The organism is Actinoplanes sp. NPDC051513 (genome assembly GCF_044454685.1).
GTDB lineage: Bacteria > Actinomycetota > Actinomycetes > Mycobacteriales > Micromonosporaceae > Actinoplanes.
This window is the reverse complement of the sequence record NZ_JBITDW010000006.1, coordinates 262,428-274,816: the sequence shown is the minus strand read 5'-3', so window position 1 is coordinate 274,816 and position 12,389 is coordinate 262,428. Positions and strand designations below refer to the sequence as shown.

The following is a 12,389-nucleotide window of genomic DNA, read 5'->3' as shown; positions in this document are numbered from 1 at the left end:
CGCACCGTCAAGAATCGGACGGACGGTGGGCAGGGCATCGTCCGAATGGCCGAGTCGGGATACGCTTTTGCTCATGGCCGGGACGGGTGGGGTGAGCCCCTCAGTGGTGCCCACGCTGCCCGCGCAGCAGGGCGGGTCCCAGCCTGGCCACGGGAGCTGCGCCGAGATCGTCGCCGCGATCGACTGGCCGGCCACGCCGCTCGGGCCGTGTGACCGCTGGGATCCGGCGGTCGAGGCCACCGTCGAGCTCGTGCTGGCGTCCCCGATGCCGATGGCGTTCAGCTTCGGCGACGACTTCGTCGTGATCTACAACGACGCGTACGCCGAGACGATCGGCTCCCTGCACCCGGGCGCGCTGGGCCGCCCCGCCGCCGAGGGGCTCGGCGATCTGTGGGCGTCGCTGGGCGGCGTGGTCGAGGAGGTCTACCACAGCGGCCAGCCCTTCCTCGAGGCCGAGACGCAACTGACCGTGACGCGCACCGCGGGCGCCCGTCCCGAGCAGGCGTTCTTCACCCGCGGCCACTCGGTCGTGCGCGACTCGCAGGGCGCCGTGGCCGGGGTGCTGACGGTCGCCGCCGAGACCACCCAGGTGACCCGCCGCCTGCAGAACCTCAGCGAGCTGACCTCGCGGCTGGCCGTCGCCCTGACCGTCGACGACGTGGCCCGGGTGGTGCTGGGCTACGCGCTGGCCTCGTTCGACGTCGACCACTGTGCCTTCGCGGTCGACGACGGCGCCGCGTTCCGCACCGTGCGCCGGGTGCGCGGCGAGATGCTCGACGAGGCGGACGAGCGCCTCCCGCCGGTGTGGAAGCGGATCGCCGACGACCCACGCGCCCCGCTGGTGGCGGCCGCCCGCGAGGGACGGCCGTCGTTCGTGCCCGACGGCGAGCCGCTGCGCGAGGTGGCGGACGACCGGCACGAGCGGCGCATCCGGGCGCTCGCCGTGCTGCCGCTGCGGACGCCGTCGCTGACCGGCGCGCTGAGCATCGGCTACCACGCCGCGCACACCTGGCTGCCGGCCGAGCGGGCGCTGCTGAGCGCCGTCGCCCAGCTGGTGGCGCAGGCCGCCGAGCGGGCCCGCCGCTTCGAGGCGCAGCACGGCACCGCGCAGCTGCTGCAGCGCAGCATGCTGCCCGAGCACCTGCCCGAGCTCGAGCACTTCCGCCTCGCGGCCCGGTACGCCCCGGGCGTCGACGGCAACGCCGCGGGCGGCGACTTCTACGACGCGTTCCGGCTGGCCGACGGCCGGCTGGCGATCGTGCTGGGCGACGTGGCCGGGCACGACGTGCGGGCGGCCGCGGTGATGGGCCAGGTGCGGGCCGCGCTGCGGGCGCTGGCGCTGACCGACCCCGAGCCGCCGGCGGTGCTGGCCGGCCTCGACCGGCTGGTCGGCTCGCTGGGCGCCGAGTCGCGCAACGAGGAGATCTTCGTCACGGTCGCGTACGGCCTGCTCGACCTCGCGGACGGCACGATCACGCTGGCCAGCGCGGGCCATCCACCGCCGGTGCTGCGCCGCGCGGGCCTGGGCGGCGAGCCGCCGACCGCCGAGCTGGTGAAGGTGCCGCCGGGCGCCCCGCTGGGCCTGGGCGGCCGATGGCAGACCGGGCAGGTGCGGCTCGAGCCGGGCGACACCATCATGCTGTTCAGCGACGGGATGGTGGAACGGCGCGGACGCCCGCTCAACGACGGGCTGGACGCGCTGGTGGCGGCGGCCGCGGCGGCGCCCAGCGGCGATCCGCGCAACCTCTGCTCGCTGGCGACCGCTGCGGTTCCGGGCCCGCCGACCGACGACGACGTGGCGGTGCTGGCGGTTGAACGGGCGGTGGCCCGCAGCCGCTCCGACACGATGCGGGTGGCGGCCGATCCGAGCGGCCCCAGCCGCGTACGCCATTGGCTGACCGGCCGCCTGCGCGAGTGGTCGGTGCCCGAGCAGGTGATCGCGTCGGCCGTGCTGTGCACCAGCGAGCTCACCACCAACGCCCTGCTGCACGCCGGGACGCCGGCCCAGGTCGAGATCGATCTGAACGCCGAGCGGCTGCTCGTCTCGGTCGCCGACACGGGCACCCGGGGCAGCGTGATCCGCACGCCGACCGAGGGGAAGACCAGCCTGAGCAGCCGCGGCCGCGGCCTCGGGCTGATCGAGGAGCTGAGCGACTCGTGGGGCACCGATCCCTCGGTCCAAGGCTCGACCGTGTGGTTCGAGATGCTGCTCCGCGGCGCACGCGGATCCACAGTCGACTGATCGACTGGTTAACGGTCGCGTTACATTCGAACCCTCAACCAATTACTCTCCGTGGCGGCAACACCCGCCAAACCGGACATTGAACCCTTGGGTAGTGACGAAGCGTATTGGGTGCCGTAAGGTGTTCAGCAATTCGGGGACATCCAGGTTGGAGCGGCACATGAGGATCAGAGGCTTTGCGCCATCGACCCCCTGCTGGGTGGAACTGACGACTTCGGACCCGGCACGGGCGGCGCGGTTCTACGCCGGACTGTTCGGCTGGGAGATCGACGGCGATCGGTTCCTGCTCGAGGGTCGCGCGGTGGCCGGCATCTCGCGCAGCCGGCACGACCGGCCCGACGGGTGGCTGACCTACCTGGCGACACCCGATCTCGAGGAGACCTGGGAACGTGTGCTCCAGGCGTACGGAAGAATTCTGACCCCGCCGGAAGAGCGAGCCGGCGCACGCAGCTCGATTGTCGCCGACACAGGCGGAGCGCTCTTCGGGCTCTGGCAGGCGAACGGGTTCGCGGGCGCCCAGCTGCGCGGCGAGCCGGGCACGATGGCGTGGTCCGACCTGCTGATCGACGACATGGCGGCGGCGACGGCGTTCTACGGCTCGGTGTTCGGATGGACGCTGACGCACGAGTTCGGCAGCGGCGAATGGCTGACGGAAGCGCACGACTCGGTGGCCGGGCTGATCACCGGGCGGTACGACAACCGTTGGCAGCCGTCGTTCCAGGTGGCCGATTGCCCGTCGCTGGTGGACGACGTGGCCCGGCTGGGCGGCCGGGTGACGGCCGGGCCGGTGGAGCTGGGGCTCGGGCGGTATGTCGAGATCGTCGACCCCGGCGGAGCGCCATTCGCCGTCACGGCGCCGGTGCCGCGGCCGGTGGAGCTTTCGGTCGCCTACAACGACATCATCGGGATGGAGCTGACGTACGGCGGCTAGTTTCTCCTCGAAAGGGGCCGGCTTCTCTGAAGCCGGCCCCTTTTGGTGTCAACCGGGGTTGACGAAGTCGCCGTGTCAACGTAAGTTGACAGCATGACTGAGGCAACCGACCTCGCTGCCGCCGCCGGCAGCGCCGACCCCCGGGTCGGCCTGCGCGCGGTGGTCGCCCTGCGCCGCCTGCTCGAGGGTCTCGAACATCTCCAGGTCGCCAACGCCCGCCGCAACGGCTGGTCCTGGCAGGAGATCGCCGAAGCGCTCGAGGTGACCCGCCAGGGCGTCCACAAGAAACACGCGCACCTCATGCCGGCGCGCGACCCACGGGAGGGCTGACATGTTCGAACGGTTCACCGCCGCCGCGCGCCAAGTCGTGATCGGCGCTCAGGAACAGGCCCGCGAGCTGGGCAATGATCACATCGGCACCGAGCACGTGCTGCTCGCGCTGCTCGCCCCCGAGGAAGGCACGGTCGCGCGCCTGCTGCGGCCCCTCGACCTCGACACCGCCCGGGCCGACGTCCAGCGCCTGGTGGGCGCCGACCTGCCCGATCTGTCCTTCACGGAGGCCGACGAGGAGGACGCCGCAGCGCTCAAGGCGATCGGCATCGACCTCGACAAGGTACGCGCCGCGATCGAGGAAAGTTTCGGCGCCGGCTCGCTGCGCCTGCCCAAGCCCGCGCCGAGGAAGCGCGGCATCTTCGGCAAGTTCTACGCGGGCAGCGGGCACGTCCCGTTCTCCCCGCGAGCGAAAAAGCTGCTGGAGCTTTCGCTGCGCGAGGCGATCCGCCTGCACCAGAACTTCATCGCCCCCGAGCACATCATGCTGGGCCTGCTGCGCGAGGGCGAGGGCCTGGCCGCCCGCATCCTGGCCGACCACGAGGTCGATTTCCGGAAGCTGCGCACCGACCTGGAAGACTCGCTGAAGAACGCAGCGGCCTAACCCCGGTAGTAGATGCGCAGTTGGTGGCCGCTCGACGTGTGGTGCCAGCCGACATCGCCGAGCACGTCGATGTCGGGCCGGCGCCCGAGCCAGTCGGCCGCCATGGCGAACGCCTCGGCCGGCGTACGCCCGATGAACGAGACCCGGCGCTCCCACTCCTCCACGACGCGGGCGCCGGGTCCGGAGATCACCGCGGCCGGCCCGATCCGGCGGCCGTTGCGCACGGCCTGCACGAACCAGTCGTCGAGCTCCTCGTCGTGCTCGACCGACCAGCCGTCGAAGCGGTCCACGTCGTTCGCGATCGCGTTGCGGGCGCAGTTCAGGGCGGCGTCGAGGGTGGCGAGCTCGATGTCCTCGCCGTTGTACTCCACCCGGTAAGCCATGGTCGTCTCCCCACGCAGCGGCTCGATGATAATGGCGGCGCGGCACGTTCGTCGCGGTCATGATCCGCACCATCGTGATCGGGGTAGGTTCAGGTCATGCGTGTGCTCGTGACCGGCGCGGCCGGGCTGGTCGGGTCGGCCGTGCTCACCCTCCTGGCCGATCGCGGCGTCCCGGTCACGGCGCTGGTGCTCGAACAGACGCCCGGCCTGCTCGCCGATCGCGTCGTGGCCGGCGACGCCCGCTGCGCCGAGGTGGTCGACGAGGCGCTGCACGACGTCACCGACGTGATCCACCTGGCGGCCATCCCGACCCCGCTGCACGATCCCGACGAGAAAGTTTTCGGGCACAACACACTCGCGACCTTCACCGTGCTCGACCGCGCCGGCCGGGCGGGCGTCGAGCGGGCGGCGATCGCGAGCAGCTATGCGATCTGCGGGCTGCCGTTCGCGCGGACGCCGCTGCGCATGCCCTACTTACCGATCGACGTGGGCCTGCCGCTGCAGATCACCGATCCGTACGCGCTGTCGAAGCAGGTCGACGAGGCCACGTCGCTGATGATCCACCGGCAGTACGGGATGAGCGTGGTGGCGCTGCGGCTGCCGTTCGTGGGAACCGCCGACGGCCGACTTTCCGAGACGGCCGCGAAATTCGCGCACTCGCCGCAGTTCGGCGCGGCCGATGTGTGGAGCTACCTCGACGATCGGGACGCGGCGCGGGCTTTCGTCGCCGCGTTGCGGCCGGCGGTGGCCGGCCACCATGTCGTGTACGTGGCGGCGCCGTCGACGCTGGCGCCGCAACCGACGGAATGGCTGTTGGAAACTTTCCATCCCGGGGTGCCGCGCCCGGTCTTTGCCGGTCGTTCGGTGCCGATCGATGTGACGCCCGCGCTCGATCTGCTGGATTTCCAGGCAAAATTCGTTTTCGAGGTACGGGCATGAGGCCGCCCTGGAGTCAGGCGAACGACATCACCGTCACCGGCGTGCGGGCCGTGGTCACCGCCCCCGAGGGGGTCAACCTCGTGGTGGTCCGGATCGACACCTCCTCGCCGGGGCTCTACGGCCTGGGCTGCGCCACCTTCACCCAGCGTTTCGCCGCGGTCGTGGCCGCCCTCGAGTCGCACGTGGCGCCGCTGCTGATCGGCGAGCCTATTTCGAACATTTCCGAAATATCCCGTATGTTGCACTTTTCGTCATATTGGCGGGCGGGGCCGGTGTTGAACAGCGCTCTGTCCGGGGTGGACATGGCGCTGTGGGACATTCTGGGCAAACGGGCCGGGATGCCCATCTACGAGCTGCTCGGCGGCCGGCTGCGCGGCGACGTTCCGGTCTACCTGCACGCCTCCGGCGCGACCATCCCGGAAACCCTCGATCACGCGGAGGCGCTCCTCGGCGCCGGCTTCTCCCACGTACGGCTGCAGACGGGCCAACCGGGCCTCGGCACGTACGGCGCTCCCGGCCGGCCCGGCGGCTATCCCCGGGCGCCGTACCCCGACGGCTGGAGCGTCCAGCATTACCTCGCCCAGACGCCGCGCCTGTTCGCCGCCGCCCGCGACCGCCTCGGCGACGACGTCGAGCTGCTGCACGACGTACACAGCCGGCTCTCCCCGAAGCAGGCCGTGGTGCTGGCCCGCTCGCTCGAGCCGTACCGGCTGTTCTTCCTCGAGGACCCGATCGCGCCCGAGCAGTACGACCACCTTCCTTCGGTGCGCGCGGCCTCGCCCGTACCCATCGCCTGTGGTGAACTGACCACCTCGGTCGCCGAGGCGGCGCGCCTGGTCTCCACCGGCGGGGTGGATCTGCTGCGCTGCCACATCTCGGCGATCGGCGGGCTGACCCCCGCCCGGAAGCTGGCCGACCTGTGCGAGCTGTCCGGAGTGCAGACGGCCTGGCACGCCCCGGCCGACGTCTCCCCCATCGGCGCGGCCGCCAACCTTGCGCTCGACCTGACCAGTCCGGCGTTCGGCATCCAGGAGGGCCACATCTATCCCGACGTGGTTCACGAGATCTTCCCCGGCACTCCCGTTGTCGAGGCCGGCTATGCCCGGCCGTCCACGGCCCCCGGCTGGGGTATCGACCTCGACGAGAAGCTCGCGGCCGTCCATCCACCGGTGTTCGGCGCCCACGAGAGCTGGACCGCCACGGTCCGCCGCCCCGACGGCGCCATCGAGGCCCCCTGACCCGCCGCAACTCACCGTTGACGAGTTGCTGCGCACTGGGTGGCGCGCACTCTGATGAGTAGGCGCGCGGCCCGCGGCAACTCATCAAAGCTGAAATGTCGCACCGCGGGCGATGCCCCCAGCCGCGGGCGTTCGAGGCGTACCTTCGATGACATGAGCGTGCGGTGGTGGTCGATCGAGGTGCGCGATGGCGTCCTCCCCGCGATGCGGTGGAAGGACGGATACGGTGAGGCCCTCCTGGAGGCGGCCGTCACCAATGGCGCCCGCAAGTGGGAGTGGACCGTGATTCCCGGCGGCGTCGTCCTGGAGGTGGCGTTCCGCGAGAGCGACGAGTGGGATCGTTTCCGTTCCCTGCCCGTCGTGACCGCGGCCCTCGATGCGACGCCCGACCCGGTCAACGGCCTCTACGTCTACCCGGGCCGGGGCGGCAGCGCCTCCGCCCGCTCCCCCAAGCGGAAGCCGCGCCCCACCGGCGCCGGCGCCGCGGCCATCCCGATCCCCGTAGAGCCGCCGCCCGTGGCTCGGCTGGCCGTCGCCGCCCCGCCCGCCGAGCCCCTGGTCGCCGAGCCGATCGGCCACCAGACCCTGGAGCCCGCCGCCTGACGCCCGCGATGCGGAGCACCGCCCTGCTCAAGGCCGGCGCTCCGCATGAAGACGCCCCCGGCCGGGTATTCCCCGGTCATGGCAGAGCCGCTGGGCACTCTCACCCCGTTGAGCGAGACCGGCCAGACCGTCGCCGACCCCGCGCAGGATGTCCGCGGCCGGGCCGTGATCGACAGCGCCGGTGAGAAGGTGGGCACCGTCGCCGATCTGCTGGTCGACGCCGACACGGTCCGGTTCCTGAGCGTCGAGCACGGCGGCATCCTCGGCTTCGGCGCCACCACGTCCTTCATCCCGGTGGACGCGATCGAGCGGGTCACCGACGACGAGGTACACGTGGCCTCCGCGAAGGACCGCATCGCCGGGGCTCCCCGCTACGACCCCGATCTGGCCGACCAGAAGCCCTATTACGAGGACCTGTACGGCTACTACGGTTACCCGCCGTACTGGACGCCCGGCTACTTCTATCCCGGCTTCCCGCCTCGTTGACCCCGCTCGGTGAGGGCGACCGTCAGTCCAGGGATCGCGAGAGCCCGGGTCAATCGGTGTGCGGGAGGCGCCCGGCCGGCACGACGCCGAGGCGGCCCTTCTGGAAGTCTTCGAACGCCTGGGCCAGTTCCTCCTTCGTGTTCATCACGAACGGCCCGTAGTGCGCCACCGGCTCCCGGATCGGACGCCCGCCCATCACGAACAGCTCCATCGCGGGAATGTTCGAGTCCTGCGTGGCGTCGGCCGTCACCCGGATCGCGTCGCCGGCGCCGAAGGCCGACAACTGCCCGATCTGGATCGGCCGCCGCTCGACGCCGACCGTTCCGCGCCCGGCGAGCACGTAGACCAGCGCGTTGTAGTCCTCCTGCCACGGCAGGTCGAGCTGCGCGCCGGGCTGCAGCGTCACGTGCGCCAGGTTGATCGGCGTGAAAGTCGAGCCGGGGCCGTCGTGCCCGGCGATCGAGCCGGCGATGATGCGGATCAGGCTGCCGCCGTCGGGCGTGGTGATCAGCGCGGACTCGCGGCCGCGGATGTCCTGGTACTTCGGGGTGATCATCTTGGCGGCGCGCGGGAGGTTGACCCACAGCTGCAGGCCGTGGAAGAGGCCGCCGGAGGTCACCAGGTGCTCGGGCGGCGCCTCGATGTGCAGGATGCCCTGGCCGGCCGTCATCCACTGGGTGTCGCCGTTGGTGATCGTGCCGCCGCCGCCCAGCGAGTCCTGGTGGTCCATGATCCCGTCGATCATGTAGGTGACGGTCTCGAAGCCGCGGTGCGGGTGCCACGGCGTGCCCTTCGGCTCGCCCGGCGCGTAGTCGACCTCGCCCATCTGGTCGAGGTGGATGAAGGGGTCGAGCTCGTTCAGCGGCACCCCGGCGAAGGCGCGGCGCACCGGAAAGCCTTCGCCCTCGTAGCCCGAGGGCGCAGTGGTGAGCCGGCGGACCGGGCGGAAGTTGGCGCCGGCAATAGTGGACAGGCGGGGCAGGACGAGCACATCGTCGACGGTGATGGCGGGCATCTCAGGCCTTCCTTACTTTGTCGAAAACCCGGGCGATGACTTCGAGCTCGTCGGGTTCGAGGCGGTCGATGAAGCGGTCCCGCACGGTGACCAGGTGCAGCGGGGCGGCGGACTCCAGCGCGGTCATCCCCTCGTCGGTGAGCACGGCTTCCTGGCCGCGCCCGTCCTCGGGACAGGGCTGCTTGAGGACGAGGCCGCGCTTGACCATCGAGTTGATCTGGTACGTGATGCGGCTCGGCGAGAACACCAGGCGGCCCGCCAGCTCGCCCATGCGCAGCCGGCGGCCGGGCGCCTCGGAGAGGACGACCATGACGTGGTAGTCGTTCATGCTCAGGCCGGTCTGGGCGCGCAGGTCATCTTCCAGATGGGTGTGCAGCGCCCACGAGGTCTCGATGAACGTGCGCCACGCACGCTGTTGGTCGTCGGTCAGCGGTTCGGCCATGGCGAAACTCTAACTCTTTCAAATCTTAAATAACAAGGTACCGTGGGTCACGAGGCGCCGCGGACGCGGTCCATCAGCGCCACGAACGCCGCCGGCTGATCGAACATTGACCGATGACCCGCGTTCTTGAGCGTGACGAGCTCCTTGCGGGGCGCCTTCAGCGCCGCGTTCCACAGACCGAGCTCGCGTACGCGTGACGGCACCTCACGGTCACCGGCGACAAAATAGACGGGTACGGCCAAAGCGGGCACCTGGGTCTTGAAGTCGACCGATCGCACCCGCGGGTAGTAGGCGTCGAACGCATCGAGGAAGCCCGACACCACGTGGATCTTGTCGAGCGTGCCGAGCTCGGGCGCCTCCGCGTTCTCGATCAGCGCGTCGCCGTTCTCCGACCCGTACACCCGATCTTCGTTGAGGATCATCGGCTCGTACCCGTAGATGTTGGCGTAGGGCGGCGGGCCGACCTGCGTGAGCCGCGCGACCAGCGCGGCGTCCCCCTTCGCCCGCGCCCACGCGAGCGTGTCGTCATACTGCGTCCGGTCGCTGGCGGTCGGATTCGCGACCTGCCCGACACCGACATAAGCCGCAAAATACCCAGGGTTTTCCTGTACGGCGAGAGTCGCCCCGATCGTGCCGCCCGAATGCGCGACCAGGAAGACCTTGTCGCGGCGGAATCTGTTCAGCAGGTACTCGGTGGCCCCGAGGACGTTGCGGGTTTCGTTCTCCACCGTGAAAGTCGGCGTCGGGTCGAGCGCGCCGAACGACCGTGCCCCGCCCCGCCTGTCCATGGTCACCACGATGAACCGCTGCTCCAGCGCGCCCAGCCGCTCGCGCATCGCGCGCAGTTCCGACCCGCCCGGCGAGCCGGGGACGAACAGCAGGATCGGGAGGTCGGTGCGAGCGCCCCTGATCATGAGACCGAGCTTCCCCGCGTACGTGAGCTCGGAGATGCCGCCGTTGATCGGCGCGACGCGCCCCGGGATCGCGACCGCCACCCCGATCGCGACCACCACGACGGCCAGCACGCCCGTCACGAAGCGGCCCACCCACCGCCAGGGGCTGCGGCTGCGCCGCGTCGATCCCGCGCCGTAGGCCGCGGCGACGCCCATCGGCAGCAGCGTGAGCAGCGCCTCGAAGCCGCGCCCGACGATCAGCGCGAGAATTCCCAGGTCGGTGGGGCGCGGGTAGTCGACGGTCGGGCCCGAGAACCCCACCCGCGTGACCTCGGCCGCGACCAGGAACAGCAGCGGCGCCAGCAGAATCGCCCAGCGCGACCGGTAGTAGCGCCCCGCGAACGCCCCCACCGCGATGCTGCCCAGCATGATCGCGGCGGCCTCGATCGGGAAGATTGGCCCACGCGGCCGCCAGAAGGCCACGAGCACACCCCAGACCAGCGCCGGAAGCAACCCCACGCCGCGGACCATGGTGGGACGTTAGTGCAAAATCGACGCGGCCCGCTGCCCCCGGGCGGCTAACGTGCGTGCCATGAATGCTCGCCTCGCCGGCCCCGATGACGCTGACGAGCTGGTGCGCCTACGTGCCGTGATGTTGCGGTCCCTGCATTCCGCATCGTGGGACGACGACTGGCACAAGCCGGCCCGTTCGGCGCTCGCGTCGCGCCTCGCCGCCGACCCGGACGGCGCCGGACGAGGTGCCGCGACGATGGCGGCCTTCGTCGTGGACCGCCCCGACGGCCCGGGCCTGGCATCGTGCGCCCTGGGCGTGATCGAACAGCGGCTGGGCGGCCCCGGCAACCCCGACGGCCGCAGCGGCTACATCTTCAGCGTCGCGACGGACGAGGACATGCGGCGGCGCGGCTTCTCCCGGCTGTGCGTGAGCGCGCTGCTCGACTGGTTCCGCGCTCAGGACATCCGCAAGGTCGACCTGCGCGCATCGGTGGAAGGCGAGCCGCTGTACCGGTCGCTGGGCTTCGAGCGCACCCACGACCCGGCGATGCGCCTGCATTTCAAGGTTTAGAGCCGTCGCGGGTGGGGCTGTCCCGGCATTTCGGGAGCGGGCCGGATATCACCATTGTCGACGGCGGCCAATCGGGGGTGAGATTGGCATGCTCGAAGTCGGTTCTGGGCTTACCGCCGGATTCTTTGGGGTGGAATAATTCTGGGGTGCGGCAGATGGAGTTCTTCACCAGGTCCCAGCTAGCGGAAATGCGTGATCCGACCCGGGCGCGCCGTTATTCGCCGGCGCGTGAAGAGTTCCGTCGCGTGCATGCCCGGCAGCGCGCGTGGGGGCTTGTCGAGCGGCACGCGCGTAAGCTGCGCCGGCTGCACGGCGGTGACGACGGTTCACCCTTGACGGCAGCCGAGCGGCGGCTCTGGTCGGGTCGCGCGGGCACACCCGGGCAACCAGCGGCGCCGGTAGCGCCGCCCGCCCCGGCCGAGCAGGTCACACGGCCCGCGCCCACCGAACAAGCCGCGCCCGCCCCGGCCGAGCAGGCCACACGGCCCGCGCCCACCGAACAAGCCGCGCCCGCCCCGGCCGAGCAGGCCACACGGCCGGCACCCACCGAACAAGCCGCGCCGGCCGCGGGCGGGCAGATGGTCTCCGCCCGGCCAGGGCCGAATCTCTCGGCGCAGCTGTGGGTTACGGGCCGGCCGCAGCGGGTCGTTCCGGAACGACCGTCACCGTGGCCCGGTCACGCGTACACGCCGACCAAAACCGCGGACCGACCAAGACCGCACGCCATTCGACCCGCGGCGCCTGCCGTATTCCGCCGTCGTGCGTGCCATTCCGTCAGCGGTGTGTTTGTGTCATTCTGCCGCAGCGGCAAACACCATTCTAGAGCCTCCCCACCGACGACGGCGAATACCGATCACGTCGGCGGGCGAAATCGGCGCCGACCGCAGCGGAGACTTGCGCCGTCCGCGACCCGTCGCGGTCTGGCGCAGCTCGGTCTCAGGTGGTGAAGGGAATCAGGACGGGCCTGCCCGATGCCCACTGTCCGGCGATGTGGCGCAGGAGAACGCCGAGATCGGCGCGCTGAGCCGGACCGCCGCCGGACGCTGATTGAGCACCGGATCCTCGCGGATCGCGGTCACGGTCGCCGGGCGGCTTCCGCAGGCGCCCTGCGCGGAGGACTCGGCCTTGTCCGCCAGCGAGGAGAGCACGGCCGCGACCAGCAACGCGCTCACCAGAATCGGTCCCGCCACGACGTCCGC

General features: G+C 71.1%; 14 protein-coding genes. 9 read left to right on the top strand and 5 right to left on the bottom strand.

The annotated features are described in order from the left end of the window. Positions 1 to 73: 73 nt before the first annotated feature. The 4 genes from ACIA5D_RS21715 (at position 74) to ACIA5D_RS21700 (ending at position 4,107) form a co-directional block, all read left to right on the top strand. A complete protein-coding gene (locus tag ACIA5D_RS21715) occupies positions 74 to 2,242 on the top strand; it encodes a SpoIIE family protein phosphatase (RefSeq protein ID WP_396031952.1) in 2,169 nt (722 codons plus the stop codon). 199 nt (positions 2,243 to 2,441) lie between these two features. After that, the gene (locus tag ACIA5D_RS21710) at positions 2,442 to 3,173 is read left to right on the top strand and encodes a VOC family protein (protein ID WP_396031951.1); all 732 of its coding nucleotides are present in this window, start codon (positions 2,442 to 2,444) and stop codon (positions 3,171 to 3,173) included. 93 nt (positions 3,174 to 3,266) lie between these two features. Then, on the top strand, positions 3,267 to 3,503 hold the full coding sequence (locus tag ACIA5D_RS21705; protein ID WP_396031950.1) for a helix-turn-helix domain-containing protein: 237 nt from the start codon (positions 3,267 to 3,269) through the stop codon (positions 3,501 to 3,503). A 1-nt stretch (position 3,504) separates the two neighbouring features. Continuing rightward, entirely contained in the window at positions 3,505 to 4,107 is a 603-nt protein-coding gene (locus ACIA5D_RS21700) for a Clp protease N-terminal domain-containing protein (RefSeq protein WP_396031949.1), read from the top strand. Here ACIA5D_RS21700 and ACIA5D_RS21695 read toward each other — a convergent pair. Next, positions 4,104 to 4,490, bottom strand: a complete 387-nt coding sequence (locus ACIA5D_RS21695) for a hypothetical protein (RefSeq protein ID WP_396031948.1) — start codon at positions 4,488 to 4,490, stop codon at positions 4,104 to 4,106. The two genes, ACIA5D_RS21700 and ACIA5D_RS21695, sit on opposite strands and share 4 nt — an antisense overlap. Before the next feature lie 96 nt (positions 4,491 to 4,586). Here ACIA5D_RS21695 and ACIA5D_RS21690 point away from each other — a divergent pair, with 96 nt between their 5' ends. The 4 genes from ACIA5D_RS21690 (at position 4,587) to ACIA5D_RS21675 (ending at position 7,756) form a co-directional block, all read left to right on the top strand. Beyond that, a complete protein-coding gene (locus ACIA5D_RS21690) occupies positions 4,587 to 5,429 on the top strand; it encodes an NAD-dependent epimerase/dehydratase family protein (protein ID WP_396031947.1) in 843 nt (280 codons plus the stop codon). Next, on the top strand, positions 5,426 to 6,667 hold the full coding sequence (locus ACIA5D_RS21685; RefSeq protein ID WP_396031946.1) for an enolase C-terminal domain-like protein: 1,242 nt from the start codon (positions 5,426 to 5,428) through the stop codon (positions 6,665 to 6,667). The genes ACIA5D_RS21690 and ACIA5D_RS21685 overlap by 4 nt, the downstream gene beginning before the upstream one ends. 153 nt (positions 6,668 to 6,820) lie before the next feature. After that, positions 6,821 to 7,270 (top strand): hypothetical protein, encoded by a 450-nt coding sequence (locus ACIA5D_RS21680; RefSeq protein ID WP_396031945.1) that lies wholly within the window; start codon positions 6,821 to 6,823, stop codon positions 7,268 to 7,270. Positions 7,271 to 7,348: 78 nt separating this feature from the next. Continuing rightward, positions 7,349 to 7,756, top strand: a complete 408-nt coding sequence (locus tag ACIA5D_RS21675) for a PRC-barrel domain-containing protein (protein ID WP_396031944.1) — start codon at positions 7,349 to 7,351, stop codon at positions 7,754 to 7,756. Between the two features lie 49 nt (positions 7,757 to 7,805). On the opposite strand, the gene ACIA5D_RS21670 is transcribed toward ACIA5D_RS21675, so the two are convergent. The 3 genes from ACIA5D_RS21670 to ACIA5D_RS21660 are packed head-to-tail and all read right to left on the bottom strand — an operon-like array spanning position 7,806 to position 10,637. After that, positions 7,806 to 8,771, bottom strand: coding sequence for a pirin family protein (locus ACIA5D_RS21670; RefSeq protein ID WP_396031943.1), 966 nt, complete (start codon positions 8,769 to 8,771; stop codon positions 7,806 to 7,808). 1 nt (position 8,772) lies between these two features. Further along, positions 8,773 to 9,213 (bottom strand): MarR family winged helix-turn-helix transcriptional regulator, encoded by a 441-nt coding sequence (locus ACIA5D_RS21665; protein ID WP_396031942.1) that lies wholly within the window; start codon positions 9,211 to 9,213, stop codon positions 8,773 to 8,775. Positions 9,214 to 9,260: 47 nt separating this feature from the next. Next, the gene (locus tag ACIA5D_RS21660) at positions 9,261 to 10,637 is read right to left on the bottom strand and encodes an alpha/beta fold hydrolase (RefSeq protein ID WP_396031941.1); all 1,377 of its coding nucleotides are present in this window, start codon (positions 10,635 to 10,637) and stop codon (positions 9,261 to 9,263) included. A 61-nt stretch (positions 10,638 to 10,698) separates the two neighbouring features. Here ACIA5D_RS21660 and ACIA5D_RS21655 point away from each other — a divergent pair, with 61 nt between their 5' ends. Beyond that, the gene (locus ACIA5D_RS21655; RefSeq protein ID WP_396031940.1) at positions 10,699 to 11,190 is read left to right on the top strand and encodes a GNAT family N-acetyltransferase; all 492 of its coding nucleotides are present in this window, start codon (positions 10,699 to 10,701) and stop codon (positions 11,188 to 11,190) included. A 953-nt stretch (positions 11,191 to 12,143) separates the two neighbouring features. Here the strand turns inward: ACIA5D_RS21655 and ACIA5D_RS21650 are convergent. Next, positions 12,144 to 12,380 (bottom strand): hypothetical protein, encoded by a 237-nt coding sequence (locus ACIA5D_RS21650; protein ID WP_396031939.1) that lies wholly within the window; start codon positions 12,378 to 12,380, stop codon positions 12,144 to 12,146. Positions 12,381 to 12,389 lie beyond the last annotated feature (9 nt).

What these genes read in the sequence shown, in the direction of transcription:
- ACIA5D_RS21695 (WP_396031948.1), bottom strand. Translation starts at nt 4,490, where the DNA reads ATGGCTTACCGGGTGGAGTACAACGGCGAGGACATCGAGCTCGCCACC.
- ACIA5D_RS21670 (WP_396031943.1), bottom strand. Translation starts at nt 8,771, where the DNA reads ATGCCCGCCATCACCGTCGACGATGTGCTCGTCCTGCCCCGCCTGTCC.
- ACIA5D_RS21680 (WP_396031945.1), top strand. Translation starts at nt 6,821, where the DNA reads ATGAGCGTGCGGTGGTGGTCGATCGAGGTGCGCGATGGCGTCCTCCCC.
- ACIA5D_RS21705 (WP_396031950.1), top strand. Translation starts at nt 3,267, where the DNA reads ATGACTGAGGCAACCGACCTCGCTGCCGCCGCCGGCAGCGCCGACCCC.
- ACIA5D_RS21715 (WP_396031952.1), top strand. Translation starts at nt 74, where the DNA reads ATGGCCGGGACGGGTGGGGTGAGCCCCTCAGTGGTGCCCACGCTGCCC.
- ACIA5D_RS21675 (WP_396031944.1), top strand. Translation starts at nt 7,349, where the DNA reads ATGGCAGAGCCGCTGGGCACTCTCACCCCGTTGAGCGAGACCGGCCAG.
- ACIA5D_RS21700 (WP_396031949.1), top strand. Translation starts at nt 3,505, where the DNA reads ATGTTCGAACGGTTCACCGCCGCCGCGCGCCAAGTCGTGATCGGCGCT.
- ACIA5D_RS21660 (WP_396031941.1), bottom strand. Translation starts at nt 10,637, where the DNA reads ATGGTCCGCGGCGTGGGGTTGCTTCCGGCGCTGGTCTGGGGTGTGCTC.
- ACIA5D_RS21655 (WP_396031940.1), top strand. Translation starts at nt 10,699, where the DNA reads ATGAATGCTCGCCTCGCCGGCCCCGATGACGCTGACGAGCTGGTGCGC.
- ACIA5D_RS21690 (WP_396031947.1), top strand. Translation starts at nt 4,587, where the DNA reads ATGCGTGTGCTCGTGACCGGCGCGGCCGGGCTGGTCGGGTCGGCCGTG.
- ACIA5D_RS21685 (WP_396031946.1), top strand. Translation starts at nt 5,426, where the DNA reads ATGAGGCCGCCCTGGAGTCAGGCGAACGACATCACCGTCACCGGCGTG.
- ACIA5D_RS21665 (WP_396031942.1), bottom strand. Translation starts at nt 9,213, where the DNA reads ATGGCCGAACCGCTGACCGACGACCAACAGCGTGCGTGGCGCACGTTC.